This is a genomic window from Dactylosporangium aurantiacum, from assembly GCF_000716715.1.
Taxonomy (GTDB): Bacteria; Actinomycetota; Actinomycetes; order Mycobacteriales; family Micromonosporaceae; genus Dactylosporangium; species Dactylosporangium aurantiacum.
In genome coordinates this window covers 110,858-128,690 of the sequence record NZ_JNYJ01000021.1, presented here as the reverse complement: position 1 = coordinate 128,690, position 17,833 = coordinate 110,858, and the positions used below count along the sequence as shown (strand labels likewise).

Sequence of the window (17,833 nt, the reverse complement as noted above, 5' to 3'; positions counted from 1 at the left end):
AGCCTGAACCCGTCCGGTCAGCCCGTGTAGACGCGGAACTCCGACACCTGCCCGGCGGGCCAGCCGGTGTTGGCGGTGAAGTTCAGCCGCAGGTACCGCACCGACGTCGTGCTGGGCAGGGTGATCGTCACCGTGTTGGCGGCGTTCTGGTCGAACGTGTAGGCGCGCGACGCCACCAGCGTCGCGCCCGAGGCGCCGTCGGTGACCGACAGCGTCTGGGTGCGGGTGCCCCAGTGCGACGGCAGGGTCAGGACCACGCGACGGGCGGCGGTGGCGGCGCCCAGGTCGACCTGGAGCCACTGCGGCCACACGTTGTTGGCGCTCTCCCAGTACGTGCCGGTGTTGCCGTCCACGGCGTTGCCGCTGCCGTACACCTGCGTCTGGCTGCTCTGCGAGGTCGGCTTGCCCTGGGCCAGGTTGGTGCTGGTGTTCGGCGGCGCCGACGTGGTGACGGTGACGGCGTTGGAGGCGCCCGACGTGTTGCCGGCGGCGTCGTAGGCGGCGACCGTGAACGTGTACGCGGTGCCCGCCGTCAGCCCGGTGACCGTGAACGCGAGGGTGCCGGTGGTGCCGACGGCGACGGTGCCGGAGCCGCTGGTGCGGGAGACCCGGTAGCCGGCGACGCCCACGTTGTCCGTCGAGGCGTTCCAGGCCAGCGCCACCGTCGTGTCGGTGTTGCCGGTGGCCCGCAGGTTGCCCGGGACGCTCGGCGCGGTCTGGTCCGGGCCGGTCGGGAACGGCACCGTGAACCGGGTCGCGGTCAGCGCGACCTGCCCCTTGAGCATCCGGCCGCCGTCGTTGGTGAGGCGCAGGTAGTAGTCCGACGAGCACGGGGTGCCGTCCTCGTCGAGGGCGCGCATCCCGGAGTTCGTCGGCTGCCACGCCGCGCTCTCCGCGGTCTTGGCGATCTGGTTGCCCTCGTTGAACTCGTCGAACATCGAGATGTAGACGCTCTGCACGCCGGCTCGGGTGTGGTTGTAGAACTGCCGCCACATCAGCTCGCCGTGGCGGCGGTGCCCGGCGGCGAGGTCACCAGGGATGACGCACGGCTGGTAGTCGATGCCGCGGGCGTTGAGGTCGGCGAGGTCCGGCAGGACCCGGTTGGTGTAGAACCAGTCGGCGCCGTTGTTGTCGCTGATCCGCCCGACCATCCACGGCGAGATCATGTTGAAGGCGTGGTACACGTCGATGAACCCGGCGCGGGAGTCGTCCGTGCCGAGCCGCCAGTGGGTCGGCACGCCGCCGATGACGTAGCAGCCCTGCCCCTTGAACCAGTTGATCACGTCGAGGCACTGCGACGGGGTGAACGGCCGGCCGTCGTCGTTGAAGCCGAAGCCCCAGATGCACACGACGGGCTTGCCGTTCTGCCGGGCGTAGGCGGATGAGGCGGTGTACGCCGACATCTTCGTCGTCCAGTCGGTCTTGATCTCCGACTGCATGTTCAACCACCAGGTGACGTCGTACATGATGTAGAACTTGCGCCCGGTGGCCTCGGCGGCGCTGCGGACCTTCGCCGCCATCGCGTCGCGGGTCGGTCCCTCACCGCCGAACGGGTTGAACCGCTGCAGCGCCGCGGTGTCGCAGCCGTTCTGCTGCATCCACCGGAAGTGGGTGTCGACGGTCTGCTGGTCGTAGGAGGAGAACAGGTTCGCCGGCTGGCCGTTGCCGAGGTTGGCGAAGTTGCTGCGGTACCCCCTGGTGAAGTCGCGCATGTCGGGCCAGCAGGTGATGGAGCACGCGCCGGGCGCCGGCGGCTGGGACCAGTCGGGGCTGTAGTGCCACCAGCCGTTGATCGGCGCGCCGTCGCCGGGGGCGGCGAACCAGCCCTGGTAGCCGACGGTGACCTTGCCGACGACGTCGCCGGGCGGGCTGGCCGCCTCGGCGGGCGCGGTGGCGGCCACGACCGGCAGCGCGGTGGCGGCCGTGCCGGCGATCGCGGTGGTGATGACGGAGCGGCGGGAAACTCCCATGTGGACTCCTCGGGTGTGCCCGTCGCGGTGCCTGTCCCACGCACGTCACGGCCGGATCCGGTGGCGGCCCGGGAACGGCGGGCGGTGCGGTGGGGCGAGCGGGCACGTACGGCGGGGCGGGCGGGGCATTGCGTGGCGGGGCAGCGGGCGGGCGGGCCCGCGGACCGGCACGGAGCAGCCCACGCGTGTCACGGCGCGGTTGGCGGTGCTGGCATCACATGTCGGCTTCTGCGCTGGAATCCTGCCAGCAACCAGCAGCGCCACGCAATAGTTCGATACAAACGCCGCAAGATTTGGACGAGTCCGGCACCCCGTGTTTCACCGTCACGAATGCCCAGGTGGCGACCGTATTGAGAAGGTTCTTCACCTGTTGGGTAAGATCCTCGATGGGTCACGAACATGGGAGAGCCGGTGGCAGCCTCAGCAGCGCAGCGTTTCGCCGAGATCAACACACCCCACCCGCCGACGGACGCGAAGATCCTGATGCGGCGCGCGGTGGTCCTCGGCGGCAGCATGGCCGGGCTGATGGCCGCGCGGGTCCTCAGTGACCACGCCGACGAGGTCGTCATCGTGGAGCGCGACGACACCGACGTCACCGCCGGCCCGCGCCCCGGCGTGCCGCAGGGCAGCCAGGTCCACGCGCTGCTGCCCGCCGGCCAGGTGCAGCTGGACCGCTGGTGGCCCGACTTCACCGAGCGCGCGATCGCCGCCGGCGCGCCCGACGAGGGCCGCAACGACGCGAAGATCTTCATCAACGACGAGCTGCGCGTCGCCACCGAGCCGCCGCCGGCGAAGCCGATCCTCATCACCACCCGGCCGTTCCTGGAGGCCCAGGTCCGTGCCCGGGTCCTGGAGAGCCCGAAGGTCCGCATGGTGTTCGGCCGGGCCGAGGGCCTGCTGTTCGCCGACGGCCCCGACGGCGCGGTCGTCGGCGCGCGGTACGTGCCGGCCGGCGGCGGCGACCCGGTCGAGCTGCGGGCCGACCTCGTGGTCGACGCGATGGGCCGGGCGAGCTCGCTCAACGACTGGCTCGAGCAGCAGGGCTGGCCCCGCGCCCCGATGCAGCGCATGCCGATCAAGCTCAACTACGCCTCGGCGCTGTTCCAGCGTGACCCCGCGGTCAGCGACACCTGGATCGCGATCTCGCAGACCACCCCGGCGAAGGACCGGGTGGCCCGCATCGGCGGCGTCAGCTCCGTGGAGGGCGACCGCTGGATCATGCTGGTCGCCGGCTACGACGACGACCGGCCCAGCCGCGACCCCGACGAGTTCGCCAGGCGCTGCCGCGAGTACTTCCCGCAGATGTTCGGCGACATCGCCGAGCGCGGCACCATGATCGGCGGCGTCATCACCTACCACCAGGCCGACAGCCGCCGCCGCGACTTCGACCAGGTGGAGCGCCTCCCGGCCGGGATCGTCGCGGCCGGCGACGCGGTCGCGTCGTTCAACCCCGTGTACGGCCAGGGCATGACCTCGGCGATGCTGCACGCCTCCTGCCTGTCGGAATGGCTGCGCACCGGGCCCGACGTGACCAGGGAACCGGCCCGCGGCTACTTCGAGCGGGTCCGCGTCGTCGTCGACGCCGCCTGGCAGGTCTCCACGTTCGCCGACCTGGGCCTGCCGCACATCACCAGCGGCCAGCCCCGCGGGTACAAGGTCATCAGGTGGGCCAGCGAGGTCATCCTGAAGGCGTCCATGACCGACGACGTCACCAGCCAGCGGCTCAACCGCGTCACCACCATGCTCGACCACCCCAACGCCCTGGCGAGCCCCGGCCTGCTGCTGCGGGCGCTGCGGCTGAACCTGGTCGGCGGTCGCCGCCGGGCGGTCAGCTCATCCAGATGACGACGCTGTCGCCCTCGGCCGCGGCGGCGTCGAAGAACGCGGCGAGGGTCTCGTAGGACGCCCGCAGGTAGTCCAGCGCCTGCGGGTCGTGCCAGATCTTCGGGTACACGTCGTCGGCGATCAGCGCGGCCGGCTCGTAGTGCGCGGCGAGCGACCCGAACGGCGTCGCGGTCAGGAACGCCGCGGCGGTGGCGACCTCGTCGGGGGTGAGCACCCGCGGCGAGTCGTACCCCCACTGCTCGTCGGTGATCGGCATCCCGCCGCTGATCACGTCGACCGGGGCGTCCACCTGGGCGAGCAGGAACTCCAGCCCGCCCCACGCCTTGTCGATGTCGATGTGCGGCCGGTCGGTGATCTGGTCGTTGGCCGCGAAGTGGTCCGTGCGCAGCAGGTCGCGCAGCTCGGCCAGGTCGCCGTCGCGCAACCGCGCGTACTGCGTGATCATGCTCATGAGGCGCGATCGTAGTCGAGCGCCTGCCTGGCCTCACCCACCTGGCGTGTGACGGCGGCCGCGCCGTGCCCGGCGGCGAGCCGCTCCGCGCGCTCCAGCAGCCCCGGCACCTCGTCCGGGCGGCCGTCGGCGGCGGCCACGTACGCCAGCCCCACCAGGTTCGCCGCGACGCCGGCGTGGTGGCCGAGCTCCTCCCGCAGCCGCACCGACGCCTCCAGGTGCTCGCGGGCCTCGTCGAGGCGCCCCGCCCGGTGCGCGGCGATGCCGAGGTGGCGCAGCACGGACGCCTGGGTGCGCCGGTCGCCCGCCGCAGACGCGAGGGCCCTGGCCCGCTGCAGCGCCGGCACCGCCGCGTCGTCGTCCTGGCGGACCACCTGATGGAAGCAGCCGATCCAGAACAGCGCCTCGCCCTCACCCCGGCCGTCGCCGAGCTGCTGGTACAGCTGCGCGGCGCGGGAGAACAGCGGCAGCTCGGCCGGGTCCTCGACCCGGTCCCGCAGGAACCTGGCGTGCACCACCCTGCCGCGGGCCAGGGCCAGGTCCGCCTCGACCGCGTCGAGCGCCCGGTCGGCCGCGGGCAGCGCGTCGTGGTCGTCGCCGAACACGCTGCGCTCGTACAGCTCCCGGGCTTCCGTCAGGCGGTGCTCCGCGCTCATCCGGCAAGCATAGGGCCGGGTGAATCAGATCCGGGCCGACCGCCGGGCCCGCAGATGCCCGATCGTGAGCAGCACCACGGCGATCGCCGCGAACACGGCCGTCTGCGGCCGCAGCAGCACCGGCGGCACCCCGTGCATCGCGGACCCGTACAGCGGCCCCGCCACGTGCAGGGTGCTCTCGAGCATCACCGCGACGCTCAGGCAGGCCACCGCGATCGGCAGCCGCGGGTCGACCAGCACACCGGCGGTCACCGCCAGCAGCAGCGCGAACGGGTACACCAGCGGGCCGGGGCTGTCCCGCGCTGCCGGGCTGTCCCGCGCTGCCGGGCTGTCCCGCGCTGCCGGGCTGTCCCGCGCTGCCGGGCTGTCCCGCGCTGCCGGGCCGGTCCGCGGTCCGTCAGGGCGAGCGTGGTCAGCACGGCGAACGCGGTCACCACCGGCCACGGCAGCTCGCCGTACCCGGCCGGCAGCACGGCCCACACTCCGGCGAGGACGGCGGCGACCACGGTCCGCCCCATGACCAGCGCCACCATCGCCGCGGCCCCGACCACCATCGATGCGCCGAGCAGGGCGGCCAGCGGCCCCCGCAGGTCGGTGCTCTGGCCCAGCACGACGAGGATCGCGGTGAACGCCTCACCCAGCGCGAGCAGCGCCCCGATGCGCAGCCCTTCGGACCACACCTCGCCGGGGGAGCGCCGCCGCCGCGGCCCGAGCCGCTCCCGCAGCCCCTGCACCACGATGCTCACCGACTCCCGCGCGCTCGGCCGCCGCCGCCCGGGCTCGGCCGCGTCGAGCAGCGTGCCGAGCAGCTCGTCGCCGCGCTGCTCCCGCCACGCCCTCGGGTATGCCCGCAGCAACACCCGGTACCGCCCGGCGAGGACGTCGGTGGCCTGGCTTTCGGCGCTGGTGCTCATGCTCACGCTCCCGGTCGGCCGGCGGCTGGTGCTGGCGTGGGGCTGGTCGCTCGTGCCGGGCCGGCGGTGCTGCCGTGGTGGCTCGGTCATGCCGGGCTCGCCGCGGTGGTGACGGCGCGGCGCCTGGCCGTCGCGCTGGTGACGACCTTCGCCGCGGCGGCCAGCCGGGCCGCCTCGTCCTGCAGCGCGTTGCCGCCGTCGGCGGTGAGCGCGTAGTAGCGCCGGGCCCGGCCGTTGACGATCTCCTCGCTGACCACCTCGACCAGCCCCGCGTCGGCGAGCCGGTCCAGCACCGCGTACAACGACCCGGCGGCGAGCCGCACCGCCCCGCCGGACAGCGCCTCGACCCGCTTGATGATGACGTACCCGTGCAGTGCCCCGTCCATCAACGACGCGAGCACGAAATAGCTCGGCGCACGGAGTTGTATAGTCATGTAAGAAGACTATCCGTGTCGCGTGTCCATCGCAACGTGGATTTCGATGCAAGTCACTGTCAGCGCTCCGGCCCACCGCCGCCCGCCGGTGTGGCGGGATGCCTGACGTCCGGCATCCCGGCAGCAAGGGCGGGGCGGCGGTGGCACGGTGGTTGGATGGCGCGTCGGCGGGTCAGCCGATGATGCGGCGCCCGGCGTAGAACGCGTACACCTTGGCGATCCGGACGTGGTCCCCCGGGTGCGGTGCATGGATCATCATGCCGTCACCCAGGTAGATCCCGACGTGTCCGGAGCTCGGGAACACCAGGTCTCCCGGCTGCAGTTGGGCGCGGGACACCGACCGCCCACGGCCGATCAGGCCGCCGGTCTGGTGGGGAAGTTTGATGCCGGCCCGGGCGTAGCTGGCCACGACCAGCCCCGAGCAGTCGAACCCGTTGGGTCCGGCGGCCGCCCATACGTAGGGCTTGCCCAGCTGTGCTTTCGCGTACGACAACACCGCCGCGACCGACCCGGGAACGACCGGTGTCTGCGTCACCACGGGCGGCTTGGGCTTCGGCTTGGCCTTGACCTTCGGCTTCGGTTCCGGCGCCGTGGCCTTGACCACGGGCTGTGCGACCTTCACGGTCTCGGTGGCCGGCCGCACGGGCGGCGTCCGCTGCTCGAAGAACCGCCCGGCCCGCTGCGCCGGCATCCGGGCGGCGACCTGTTGCGGAATGTCGGCGGCGACCGGCTCCCGGTGCGCCGCCGCGGGTGATGCGGGAAGAACGATGGTGGACAGGACTATGGCGACCGCGGCAACGCGGAGAACTGAGGACAGAACGTGCTCCCACGATAGGTCCAGGACTCAGCCGTGCATCCTGGGGCCGGCACGCGACCGGTCCTCGCCCTTGAGGTAAGGGCTTTCCAGGAACCTGGACGGAACGAAACGGTTGCAGCACCCGGAATGAACACCGGGGCGTAGTTCGGAAACTAGGCGTCCCGCGGAGATCATCGACCGTTCACCATCGATCTCACACGCGATGTCACCCCACACCCCGGCGCGTCGTTCCGGCCTCTCGGCACCCCGGGCACCGTCGATCGAACCGCCCCTGCACAGATCGACCGCGGGTGAGTCGTGCGTTCCCACCCGGCGATGCGCGCCACCCTCGCCGGCGCCCCCGCGCCCGGGCGGAACCGCCCGCTGAACAGCAGGGATACACCGATGTCGCGGTCGGACCCGGTCACGTGCCGCTTCGACGACGCTGGATGCCAGGAGGGTGAGCGCGGCGGCGCCTGCGAGGGCCGCGGCGAGCGTCCGCACGGACCCGAGGTGCAGCTTCACAGGGCGGCCCGGAGTGCCCGACCGGGGCGAGCGACGCCTGCCTCGAACGACCACGACGGCGCGGCGACGCTGACCTCGCGCCGAGCCAGCACCTGCACGCCGGGCGGACATCGATCCCAGCGGACCGTCAAGCGACCGTGGGAAGCCGCGTCTCGCGCGCCATTCAGCCGAGTGGTGTGCTGCTTGTAAGCAGCGCGGTGGCCGTGCCGCGCGGTGGCCGTGCCGCGCGGTGGCCGTGCCGCGCGGTGGCCGTGCCGCGCGGTGGCCGTGCCTTCCGAGCCTGGCCGCGCCCTGGCCCGGTCACGCCGTGGGCGGAGGCTGTCCGGTCTGCGCCCACGCGGGCATCGCTCCCGACACCGCGGCGCGGCGCGGCGAACAAGCGTGGTTACGGCAGTGGCTCCGAGAGTGGTTACCGGGGTGGTTCGGCGGAGCAGCGGTCCAGCCAGTCCTCCATCAGCGTCTCGAACAGGGCGGGCTGCTCGAACTGCAGGTTGTGGCCCGCGACGTCGAGCACCACGAACGTGGCCCGGGGGTAGTGGGGCAGCAGCGCGAACGGGTCGACGTAACCGACGGACGAGTCCTGGCGGCCGCACAGGAACACGGTCGGCCGCTCGAACGGCGTCGTGCCCTCGGGGCCCTCGCTCAGGTGCCAGCGGTGCTCGATGCGCTCGATCGCGGCCATGTCGGCGGCCTGGAGGGCGGGGACGATCTCGTCGCGGAACCGGCGCAGCGTCTCCGGGGTCTGCACGACGACGAACTCGGCATACTCGGCCGTGGCCGCCTCGTCCAGGTCGGTGTCGTCCAGCAGGCCGGGCGTGGCGCGCAGCACGACGTGCGGCGGGCGGACGCGGGCGGCGCGGTCGAGGGTCTGGCCGACGGGGCAGATGAGGGCCAGGCCGAGGACCTGGTCGGGCCGGGCGCCCACGACGGCGCGGGACAGGTAGCCGCCGTAGGACTCGCCGACGAGCAGGAACGCGGTGCTGCCGATCTCCTTGTCGACGAGGTCGAGGACGGCGGCGAGGAGGTCGTCGGAGCTCGCCGCGTCGCCGGCCGGGGTGCGGCCCATCCCGGGCAGGTCGGGATAGAGGCGCCGGTAGCCGGGGCGGCGGGCGAAGATCGGCTCCAGGCAGCCGGACATCAGACGGTGGTCGACGGGCCAGCCGTGCAGGGCCAGCACCGGGATGCCGGAGTCCCCGCCGTGGGTGACGAGATGCATGACCGCATCCTGCCCGGGGGGTACGACAAAAACGGCCCGGGAGGAACGCGCGGACGGCCCGAGGAGTGTCCAACCCTCGATGACCGGAACGCTGATCTTGTCAGAGTCGTTGTGTGAAGGGAATCGGGCCGGGGCAAAGGGGAGGCATGGCGGAACTGCAGTGGCTCGGTGTCATCCGGCACGGCCAGTCGACCGGAAACGTGCTTGCACAACAAGCCGAGGCGGGTGGACTCGAGGAGATCGCCATCCCGGAACGTGACGCCGACGTCCCACTCTCCGAGCTCGGCCGCGAGCAGGCGCAGGCCGTGGGCCGGTGGATCACCGGGCTGACCGCCGAGCAGCGGCCGCAGGTGGCGGTGGTGTCGCCGTACCTGCGGACCCGGCAGACCGCCGAGCTGGCCCTCGCCGGCACCGGCATCCAGGTCGTGTACGACGAGCGCCTCCGCGACCGCGAGCTGGGCGTCATCGACCTGCTCACCACCCGTGGCGTCGAGGCGCGGCTGCCCCTGGAGGCGGCCCGCCGCCGGCGGCTCGGCAAGTTCTACTACCGCCCGCCCGGCGGCGAGTCCTGGGCCGACGTGCTGCTGCGGCTGCGGTCACTGTTCGGCGACGTGCGGGCCGCGTACCCGGGCGGCCGGGTCGTGCTGTTCGGTCACGAGGCGATCGTCATGCTCGTGCGGTACCTCGTGGAGGGCCTCGACGAGGCGAGCCTGCTCGCGCTCGCCCGGGCCACGGCGCTGGGCAACTGCTCGATCAGCAGCTGGCGCTGCGACGGGCAACGGTTGCGGCCCGAACGGTTCAACGACGTCGACCACCTGCACCGCGAGGGTGCCCCGGCGACCAGGCAGGAGGACGTCAGTGCCGACGTCTGAGCACACCACGATCACCCCGGGGCTGCTGCGGGACTGGCCGCTGCGCACCGGCACCACCGACAAGAAGGACCGCGGCACGGTGCTCGTGGTAGGCGGTTCCCGCTCCACCCCCGGCGCCGTCCTCCTCGCCGGGGTCGCCGCCCTGCGCGCCGGCGCCGGCCGCCTGCAACTCGCCGTCACCGACAGCACCGCGACGGCGCTGAGCATCGCGGTGCCCGAGGCCGCCGTCATCGGCCTGCCCGAGACCTCGTCCGGCAGCGTCGCCGGCGACGCCCCGAAGCGGCTGCTCGACCTCGCCGCGGAGGTGGACGCCGTCGCGATCGGCCCGGGCCTCGACGACATCGACGAGACCGAGTCCCTGCTGCGTGCCGTCCTCGACGCGCTGCCAGCCGGCGCCGGTGTGGTCCTCGACGCGTACGCCCTGGGCGCGTTGAGCCGCCACCCGGACCTGCTCGAGGGCCGCCCGCAGCGGTTCGTGCTGACCCCGAACGTCACCGAGGCCGGCTACCTGCTCGGCGACCCCGACTCCGTCGGCAGCGACGACGACCTCACCGCCGTCGCGACCGCCGTGGCCAGCCGGTGCCATGCGGTCGTCACGGTGTACGGCACCGTCGCCGCCCCCGACGGCCGGGTCTGGCTCGAGGGCAGTGGCGACGCCGGCCTCGGCACGTCGGGCAGCGGCGACGTCCTCGCCGGCGTGGTCGCGGGCCTGCTCGCCCGCGGCGCCGACCCGGCCCAGGCGGCGTGCTGGGGCACCTGGGCCCACGCGACGAGCGGCCAGCGGCTCGCCCCGCGGCACGGGCGGACCGGGTTCCTGGCCCGCGAGCTGCTGGACGAGGTCGCGTACACCCTCGGCACCGTCTGACCACGCCACCCCCGCGATCCCACGACGGCCGAGGTCCACGACGGCCGCGTCGGACCCGCGGCGACCCGACGCAGACCGCACAGGTGATTGACGTGCCCGCGCCGGTGCGTTTGGCTGTGCGCCGTGCCGAGTCGATTCGTGGACGAGCGGGAAATCACCGACGCCGGCGGGCTGAGCCCGGTCGAGCGCGAGCAGTTGCGGGCCGCGGGCCGCCGCTACGACGGCGAGGACCTCGACGCCGACGCCCGGCTCGGTGAGGACGACCAGGAGGAGACGAGCTTCCGCGGGTTCTGCACGCTGTGGCGGGTCGTGGACGGCGACGAGCCCCGGTACGACGCGTGGCTGTACCAGGTGGACAGCGGCACCTTCTTCCGCGCCGGCACCACCGAGGTCGTCGCCGAGGTCATCCAGTTCGGCCTGGAGTGCGACGACGAGGAGGTGGCGCGGGAACTCGGTCCCGCGATGGTCGCGGCCGGCCTCCTCCCCAGGTCGGACTCGGCCTACGCCGAGTTCGCGGAGCTGCTGCGCCGCCAGGAGGCCTGAGCGGACGTCGCGGCCCGCACCGCCACCCGCTCCAGGTGGTGCAGCAGCGCCACCGTGTCGTCGGGTGAGATGTACGCGGTGTCGGTGTGCGCCGTGCACCGCAACCCGCTCGCGGTGTCCTCGACGTCCAGGATCATGGGCTCGAAGCCGGGCGCGTCGCGCCGCACCGTCCAGGACCACGACGAGCGGGGCAGCGCCGCCAGGATCTCCTCGGCGGTCGGCTGCGGGCCGCCGGCGCCGGCCGACGGGTTGCGGCGGTCGTTGAGGAAGCAGCCGATCCCCAGGCGCTCGCCGCGCTGCGCGCCGACCCGCTCGACCAGGGCGAACAGGTCGCGCTGGTCGAAGTACGCCAGCTTGTACGCGCTCATCGAGGCCCGCCGCGCCAGGGCCACCACCTCCTCGAACGAGGCCCCGGCGACCGGCACCCGGCACAGCCCGGCCTGCACGGCGGTGCAGACCACGTCGGCGAGCCCGGGGCGGAAGCGGTTGCTGACCAGTGGTCGCACGACGACCGGGTCCACGCCGCACGTCGCGTGCACGGCCATGGCGAACACGGCGAGCAGCGTCGCGGACGGATCGGCGCCGGTGCGGGCGGCCAGCACCCGCAGCGCGAGCGGCAGCGCGGCCGAGTCGTGCACGGCCCGCCGGTACCGTGGCCGGCGCGGCGCGGGCGGGGTGCGGAACCTGGCCGGCGGCATGGTGCGCAGGATGTCCTCGAAGTGTCGCAGCGCGGCCTCGTTCTGCCTGCGGCCGGCCGGCGACGCCTGCCACCGCGCCTGGTCGAGGGGTTGCCGGCCGGCGACGGGCGCGGCCGGCCGCTCGGCGACGTCGCGCAGCATCACCTGCGCCCCGGCGCCGTCGGCGGCGAAGTGGGAGATGAGCGCGACGACGTGGCTGGCGACGCCGTCGCGTGCCACCGCCGCCATCCGGATCGGGTACTGCGTGCCGAAGTCGAGCCCGGCGTCGCGGTACCGTCCCGCCACCGCCTCGGCGACGTCGGACGGGTCGGCGGTGCCGGCGTCGTACACCTCGAGGACCGCGTGACCCGACGCGTGCACGACCTGGGTCGGGGTGCCGCCGCCCGCGGGGATCCGCAGCAGCGTGCGCAGCGACGGGTGGCGGCTCAGGTGGTGGCGCAGCTCGTCGGCCACCTCGGGCACGGTGGTGCCGGGCTTCAGCGGCAGCGCGCCGCCGATCGGCATCCAGTGCCCGAGCGTGGTCACCGCGTTCCAGCTCTCGATCTGGCCCCACGACAGCGGCCCGCTGCCGGCGCCCGGCCCCTCGAACGCGACGGTGATCTGCTCAGCTGCGGGGAGCTCCATGGCGTGGCAGCCTAGCCATGCAGGCGGGTCCCTTTGAGGATCCTGTCGACGGCGTTCCGCGGGCCGTGCACGGCCATCCCGACCAGCCGGAGATCTGCCTGGTGCACGGCGCGCACGGCGGCCCGGTTGTCCTCGTCGTTGCCGGTCTTGAACAGCTCCTCCGTGAACGTTGCACACGCGACCGACCGTTCCACCGCCCGGCGGTGCGCCGCGGCGAGGGTGTCGGCGTCGCCCTCGAAGACCATCACGGGCTGGCCGAACATCGGCAGGTACCGGTTGCCGTCGGCGTCGAGGTAGTCCTCGCCGAGCAGGTCCGGCGCGGTGCCGGCGATGCCGCTGACGACGAACGCGGTCACGTTGAGGCGCTGCCAGGTCGCCAGGTCGTCGCGGAGCAGCACGGCGATCTTCGTGGGGAACGTCATGAGGCCAGCGTGCCCGCCCTGACCTGGGCGGTCTTGTACGTTGTGCACATGGAGCTCGTCACCGCATGGCGGCCCAGGGTGCCCGGCATCGCCGAGGTGTTCCACGCGCACTTCGTCGACCACGCCTATCCGCCGCACGTCCACGACGCCTGGACGCTGCTCATCGTCGACGAGGGCGCGATCCGGTTCGACCTGGACCGCCACCACCGCGGCGCCGCCGGCGCGTCGGTGACGCTGCTGCCGCCGAACGTCGCGCACGACGGGCGGGCCGCGACCGGCGACGGCTTCCGCAAGCGGGTGCTCTACCTGGACACCACGGTCCTGGACGAGGGCCTGGCCGGCGCCGCCGTGGACCGGCCCGGCGTCGACGACCCGCTGCTGCGCCACCGCATCCACCAGCTGCACCTGGCCCTGGACGCCCCCGGCGACGAGCTGGAGGCGGAGAGCCGCCTCGCGCTGATCCGGGACCGGTTGCGGGGCCACTTCCGAGCGGTGCCGCCCGCCGGGGGCCCGCCCGCGGCCGGGGTCGCGGACGGGCTGCGGGACCTGCTCGACGCGCGGACCCGGGAGGGGATCACGCTCACCGAGGCGGGCGCGCTGCTGGGCTGCCACCCGGGTCACCTGGTGCGGTCGTTCACCTCGACGTTCGGGTTGCCGCCGCACCGGTACCTGGTGGGCCGCCGGGTCGAGCGGGCCCGGCGGCTGCTGCTGGACGGCCGGCGCCCGGCGGACGTGGCGGCCGAGGCCGGCTTCCACGACCAGTCACACCTGCACCGGCACTTCGTCCGGCACGTCGGGGTCACCCCCGCGCGTTACGCCGCCCAGGGCGGGGTGCCGAACACGCTGCCGTCGGCGCGGTAGGCGGTGAAACCGGCGGGCACGGTCACGTACACCTCGGCGGGTTCGCTGCCGGGGTTGTGCGCGGCGATCGGCTCGCCGGCCGGCACGACGACCGCGTCGCCGGCGGTGAGCACGTCACCGCCGGGGGTGACCCGTAGCTGCCCCGACAGCACCATGAACACCTCGTCGCGGTCGATGCTGTGCGGCATCGACTCGTGGCCCGCGGCGACGGTGAGCCGCCACGCGCAGACCTGCCGGGAGCCGTTGCTGGGCCCCGCGAACACCGTGAACGTGGAGCCGTCGAGCTCGAATCGCGGCGCGTCGGCCGCGCGGACGATACTCATTGCTGTCCTCCGTGATGGGTTGGTAGCGGTGCCTCAAAAGCTAAACCAGGTTTCGTACTTTGTAAACGGGGTTTCGTATGTCTGATCTCACGCCCGGCGAGCTGCGCGCGCTGCCGCTCGGCCGGCTGCTGCTGCAGGCGCACCGGCGGGCCCAGGCGGCGTCCCTGGCGAAGCTGCAGTCCCGCGGGCACAGCGAGATCCGTCTCGGCCACCTGCCGGTGATCACGAACCTGGACCCGGCCGGCACCCGGATCACGGACCTGGCCGCCAGGGCCGGCATGACCCGCCAGATGGCCGGCCGCCTGGTGAAGGAGCTCGAGGTCCTCGGGTACGTGTCGAGCCGTCAGGACCCTAACGACCAGCGGGCCGTGGTGGTGGCGTTGACCGCCCGCGGCACGGACTTCCTGGCCGACGCCCCGGCCGCGATGTCGGAGGTGGACGGCGACTTCGCCGCCCTGCTGGGCAGCGACGAGCTGGCCCGGCTCCGTGAGTCGCTGGTGCGCATCACCACGACCTGAGCCGGGCCGCACGCGATGCCGGACGGTCGCGGTGGTCCTGGCCACCGGAACCGTCCGGGATCACCGGGTGTGGGCGAGGCGCAGCCGGCGGTCGGCCGCCGCGGCGTTGCGGTGCAGCCGGTCGGTCTCGGCGCTGAGCAGGTCGCGGCCCGGGACGGTGAGCCGGTAGTAGCGGCGCAGCCGGGACGCGACGACCTCCTCCCGGTCGACCTCGATGAGCCCGTCGACCCTGAGCCGGTCGAGGATGCCGTACAGCGTGCCGGCCTGCAGGCGGACGCGGTCGTCGGAGATGCGCCGCACGTCCTCCAGCACGCTGTAGCCGTGCTGGGGCTCGGCCGCGAGCGCGGTCAGCACGAGGAACGTCGGTTCACGTAACGGTACGCCAGTCATGTCCATCACTATATTCAACTCATCGGTATATACCATCGACCGATCGGTCAGCCAGCTGTCGGAGTGACATTCGTCAGGCCCCCGGTGGCGTTGCGGACGGTGTTGGACGTATAGACGACGTTGAGGTTGCCGGCGCACTTGGACGTCGAGGTCACGTTGACCGCGTACCGGCCGACGCCGCCGAGGTCGGAGACGTTGTCGCGCCACACGTTGCCGCAGCCGGAGCCGGCGACCGGGTTGTGGGTCTCGTACCCGTTGGCGAACGTCCCGGGTGCGGCGAACGTGCCGGTGTTGCCCTGGATGAGGTACCCGGTGCCCTTCACGTCGACCCACGAGTCGGCGGAGTTCTGCCCGGCGATGCCGCGCCCGTCGAACGTGTTGCCGCGGATGACCCCGTCGACGGTGCCCTCCTTGACGTCGATGTGCTCCGCGGCCACGTACGGGCCGATGCGGTTGTCCAGCACCTGCACCCGGTCGGAGCGGTCGACGCCGCCGCTGTTGCCGTGGCAGGCCCAGTTCGAGTTGGCGGAGCCGAGGTAGACGCCCTCGCCGTACGCGGGCTGCACGGTGCCGGTGTACTCGATCGTCGAGCCGCGCAGCACGCCGTCCGAAGAGGACCGTCTGAAGTGGACACCTTCGTCGCCGATGTGGTGCACGTACAGGCCGTCGATCGTCACGTGCGGCGAGTCGTCGAGGACGACGCCCTTCTTGGCGTCGGCGACGGTGAACCCGGTGAGGTTCCAGTAGGGCGCGCCGGCGAGCCAGATCCCGTAGCCGGGGTCCCAGCCGGGCGTCGGCACCGGGCATGACGGGCCGCTGCCCGCACTGGTGGGGTTGGTCAGGATCGCGGTCCGCGGGCCGGTCACCGTGATCGGCGCGGCCGCCGTGCCCGGGGTCGTGCCGATGAACGAGCCGTCGTAGACGCCCGGTGCCAGCCGGATGGTCTGGCCGGGCCGCGCGCCCGCCATGGCGGCCTGCAGCTGCGCGGCCGTCGACACGTCCACGACGGATCCGCTCGGCGGCGGCGCCGACGTCGAGGGCGCCGGCGACGAGGGTGCGGGGGAGGAGGGCGCCGGCGACGAGGGCGCGGGGGGCGAGGGCGCGGGCGACGACGGTGCCGGGCCGCCCGCGCACGGCGCGCCGTTCACGGTGCAGTTGACCGGCGTGCCCGTGCCGCTGACGTTGAAGCCGAAGCGGACCGAGGCGCCGGCCGCGACCGTGCCGTTCCACGAGGCGTTGGCGAAGCGGTGGTGCTGGCCGGTGCTGGTCCGCGTCGACTCCCACGAGCTGCTCACGGTCGAGCCGGCCGGCAGGTCGAACTCCACGACCCAGCCGCTGGCCGCCGCGTCGCCGCGGTTGGTGATCGTGTACTCGGCGCCGTACCCGCTGCCCCACCCGGAGGTCTGCGCGAACGCGGCGGTCAGCGACGCCGCCGCCGCGTTCGCGGTGAGGGGCGCGAGCAGCAGGATCGCCGCGCCGGCGGTCACCGCCAGCGGGACGGCCAGCGGCAACGTGCGCGAGATCCGCATCGACCAGCCTCTTCCGCGTCGCAGCGTCCGTTGGCTGATTAGTTAACAGTCTTTACAACTCTTGGTCAATGCCTCCAGCACCCGGGAGCGCAAACAATACGCAGCGTAGTCGCGCCGCTACGAGTCAGAAGTTCAGCGCGAGGTGCACCAGCGTCGCCGCGCACGCGTGGACCTGCTCGATCGACACCCGCTCGTCGGGGCAGTGGCCGTAGCCGACGCCCGGGCCGTACTGGACGGTCGGGATGCCGCCGATGTTGGTGAGCAGCCGCAGGTCGGAGCCGTACGGTGCGCCGACGACCGCCGGCGCCGGCCCGCCGTGGGTGCCGGTGTGCGCGTCCGTGTGTGCGTCCAAGACCCGGCGGACCAGGTCGGTGCCGTCGGGGCAGCGGCCGGAGGCGAACTGCCCGCCCCACCACTCGACCGTCACCGGGTGCTCCTTGAGCCACGGGTCGGCGGCGCACGCCTCCGCGACCGTCTGCTCGAACGCGGCGCGGGCCTGCTCGACCGGCTCGTCGAGGGCCACCCCGAACCGCCCCTCGGCGACCAGCAGGTCGGGCACCGTCGAGGCCCAGTCGCCGGCCCGCACGGTGCCGATCTCCAGGGGGTACGCGATGTCCCAGCGCCCCATCATGGGATCCACGGTGCGGTTGCGGGACGCCTCCAGGGCCCGCAGCACCGGGAAGATGAGCTGGAACTTCTCCACCGCGCTGACGCCGCTGGTGCGGGCGCAGGCGTGCGCGGCCAGCCCCGGCACGCGCAGCCGGAACGTGAGCGCGCCGCCGTTGGCGGCCAGCACGTCCAGGTTCGTCGGTTCGGTGATCACGCAGGCGTCGGCGCGCCAGCCGCGCTCCAGGGTCGCGTAGGTGCCGAGGCCGCCGTCCTCCTCACCGACGACGGCGGCGAGCAGCACGTCACCGGGCAGGCGGGTGCCGCTGCGGTGCAGCGCGAGTAGGGCGGCCAGGGCCGCGGCGAAGCCGCCCTTCATGTCGCAGGCGCCGCGTCCGTACACGTGACCGTCCGCCACCTTGCCCGAGTACGGGTCGTCGGACCAGGTCGACAGGTCGCCGGGCGGCACCACGTCCAGATGGCCGTTCAACATGAGGGTGCGGCCACCGCCGGTGCCGGGCAGCCGCGCCACGAGGCCCCACGCCTCGGTGCGGTCGACCTCCATGCCCGGGAAGTCCGGGCGGGCGGCGAGCTCGGCGACGGGGATCGGCCACAGGTCCGTCTCGACACCCTCGGCGCGCAGCAGCCCGGCGACGTGCCGCACGATGTCGGCCTCCGCTTGGGTGCCACCCACACTGGGTACGCGGATGAGGTCGACGAGGGTGCTGACGGTCTCGTCGCGGGAGCCGAGGAGAGCGGTGTGGACGTCCATCTG

The 17,833-nt window shown here is 73.3% G+C and carries 20 protein-coding genes; 6 read left to right on the top strand and 14 right to left on the bottom strand.

Annotated elements, in window-relative coordinates:
- Positions 1-17 precede the first annotated feature (17 nt).
- Positions 18-1,970 carry a galactose-binding domain-containing protein gene (locus OP18_RS23425; protein ID WP_033361137.1) on the bottom strand — a complete coding sequence of 651 codons (1,953 nt, stop codon included), beginning with the start codon at positions 1,968-1,970 and terminating at the stop codon, positions 18-20.
- Positions 1,971-2,381: 411 nt separating this feature from the next.
- Here OP18_RS23425 and OP18_RS23420 point away from each other — a divergent pair, with 411 nt between their 5' ends.
- Complete coding sequence (locus OP18_RS23420; RefSeq protein ID WP_156089712.1) at positions 2,382-3,815, top strand: FAD-dependent oxidoreductase; 1,434 nt, start codon at positions 2,382-2,384, stop codon at positions 3,813-3,815.
- Here OP18_RS23420 and OP18_RS23415 read toward each other — a convergent pair.
- The 7 genes from OP18_RS23415 to OP18_RS23385 form a co-directional block, all read right to left on the bottom strand.
- On the bottom strand, positions 3,799-4,266 hold the full coding sequence (locus tag OP18_RS23415) for a DUF1877 family protein (protein ID WP_033361136.1): 468 nt from the start codon (positions 4,264-4,266) through the stop codon (positions 3,799-3,801). The two genes, OP18_RS23420 and OP18_RS23415, sit on opposite strands and share 17 nt — an antisense overlap.
- Positions 4,263-4,922, bottom strand: a complete 660-nt coding sequence (locus tag OP18_RS23410) for a tetratricopeptide repeat protein (protein WP_033361135.1) — start codon at positions 4,920-4,922, stop codon at positions 4,263-4,265. The genes OP18_RS23415 and OP18_RS23410 overlap by 4 nt, the downstream gene beginning before the upstream one ends.
- 24 nt (positions 4,923-4,946) lie before the next feature.
- A complete protein-coding gene (locus OP18_RS23405) occupies positions 4,947-5,201 on the bottom strand; it encodes a hypothetical protein (RefSeq protein ID WP_033361134.1) in 255 nt (84 codons plus the stop codon).
- A complete protein-coding gene (locus OP18_RS23400; RefSeq protein WP_156089711.1) occupies positions 5,171-5,836 on the bottom strand; it encodes a hypothetical protein in 666 nt (221 codons plus the stop codon). The genes OP18_RS23405 and OP18_RS23400 overlap by 31 nt, the downstream gene beginning before the upstream one ends.
- Before the next feature lie 86 nt (positions 5,837-5,922).
- The gene (locus OP18_RS23395) at positions 5,923-6,270 is read right to left on the bottom strand and encodes a PadR family transcriptional regulator (RefSeq protein ID WP_033361132.1); all 348 of its coding nucleotides are present in this window, start codon (positions 6,268-6,270) and stop codon (positions 5,923-5,925) included.
- Positions 6,271-6,442: 172 nt separating this feature from the next.
- Positions 6,443-6,961 (bottom strand): C40 family peptidase, encoded by a 519-nt coding sequence (locus OP18_RS52905; RefSeq protein ID WP_052387182.1) that lies wholly within the window; start codon positions 6,959-6,961, stop codon positions 6,443-6,445.
- A gap of 1,039 nt (positions 6,962-8,000) precedes the next feature.
- On the bottom strand, positions 8,001-8,807 hold the full coding sequence (locus OP18_RS23385; protein WP_033361131.1) for an alpha/beta fold hydrolase: 807 nt from the start codon (positions 8,805-8,807) through the stop codon (positions 8,001-8,003).
- 146 nt (positions 8,808-8,953) lie between these two features.
- Between OP18_RS23385 and OP18_RS23380 the strand changes: the two genes are divergently transcribed.
- From OP18_RS23380 to OP18_RS23370, 3 genes are all read left to right on the top strand, one after another.
- Complete coding sequence (locus OP18_RS23380) at positions 8,954-9,679, top strand: histidine phosphatase family protein (protein WP_033361130.1); 726 nt, start codon at positions 8,954-8,956, stop codon at positions 9,677-9,679.
- Positions 9,666-10,544 carry an NAD(P)H-hydrate dehydratase gene (locus OP18_RS23375; RefSeq protein ID WP_033361129.1) on the top strand — a complete coding sequence of 293 codons (879 nt, stop codon included), beginning with the start codon at positions 9,666-9,668 and terminating at the stop codon, positions 10,542-10,544. Before OP18_RS23380 ends, OP18_RS23375 begins: the two co-directional genes overlap by 14 nt.
- Before the next feature lie 138 nt (positions 10,545-10,682).
- Entirely contained in the window at positions 10,683-11,087 is a 405-nt protein-coding gene (locus tag OP18_RS23370; RefSeq protein WP_033361128.1) for a hypothetical protein, read from the top strand.
- Here OP18_RS23370 and OP18_RS23365 read toward each other — a convergent pair.
- The gene (locus OP18_RS23365; RefSeq protein WP_052387181.1) at positions 11,045-12,409 is read right to left on the bottom strand and encodes a condensation domain-containing protein; all 1,365 of its coding nucleotides are present in this window, start codon (positions 12,407-12,409) and stop codon (positions 11,045-11,047) included. The two genes, OP18_RS23370 and OP18_RS23365, sit on opposite strands and share 43 nt — an antisense overlap.
- Before the next feature lie 11 nt (positions 12,410-12,420).
- Entirely contained in the window at positions 12,421-12,831 is a 411-nt protein-coding gene (locus OP18_RS23360) for a DUF2000 domain-containing protein (protein WP_033361127.1), read from the bottom strand.
- A 48-nt stretch (positions 12,832-12,879) separates the two neighbouring features.
- Here OP18_RS23360 and OP18_RS23355 point away from each other — a divergent pair, with 48 nt between their 5' ends.
- Positions 12,880-13,692 (top strand): helix-turn-helix transcriptional regulator, encoded by an 813-nt coding sequence (locus tag OP18_RS23355; RefSeq protein WP_033361278.1) that lies wholly within the window; start codon positions 12,880-12,882, stop codon positions 13,690-13,692.
- Here OP18_RS23355 and OP18_RS23350 read toward each other — a convergent pair.
- Entirely contained in the window at positions 13,644-14,015 is a 372-nt protein-coding gene (locus tag OP18_RS23350; RefSeq protein WP_033361126.1) for a cupin domain-containing protein, read from the bottom strand. The genes OP18_RS23355 and OP18_RS23350 overlap by 49 nt on opposite strands.
- A 77-nt stretch (positions 14,016-14,092) precedes the next feature.
- Here OP18_RS23350 and OP18_RS23345 point away from each other — a divergent pair, with 77 nt between their 5' ends.
- Positions 14,093-14,533, top strand: a complete 441-nt coding sequence (locus OP18_RS23345; RefSeq protein WP_033361125.1) for a MarR family winged helix-turn-helix transcriptional regulator — start codon at positions 14,093-14,095, stop codon at positions 14,531-14,533.
- Positions 14,534-14,593: 60 nt separating this feature from the next.
- On the opposite strand, the gene OP18_RS23340 is transcribed toward OP18_RS23345, so the two are convergent.
- The 3 genes from OP18_RS23340 to OP18_RS23330 all read right to left on the bottom strand — a co-directional run bounded on the left by OP18_RS23340 (position 14,594) and on the right by OP18_RS23330 (position 17,830).
- Positions 14,594-14,923 carry a PadR family transcriptional regulator gene (locus OP18_RS23340; RefSeq protein WP_033361277.1) on the bottom strand — a complete coding sequence of 110 codons (330 nt, stop codon included), beginning with the start codon at positions 14,921-14,923 and terminating at the stop codon, positions 14,594-14,596.
- A 47-nt stretch (positions 14,924-14,970) separates the two neighbouring features.
- The gene (locus OP18_RS23335) at positions 14,971-16,452 is read right to left on the bottom strand and encodes a cellulose binding domain-containing protein (protein WP_033361124.1); all 1,482 of its coding nucleotides are present in this window, start codon (positions 16,450-16,452) and stop codon (positions 14,971-14,973) included.
- Positions 16,453-16,576: 124 nt separating this feature from the next.
- Positions 16,577-17,830, bottom strand: a complete 1,254-nt coding sequence (locus OP18_RS23330; protein WP_033361123.1) for an ArgE/DapE family deacylase — start codon at positions 17,828-17,830, stop codon at positions 16,577-16,579.
- Positions 17,831-17,833 lie beyond the last annotated feature (3 nt).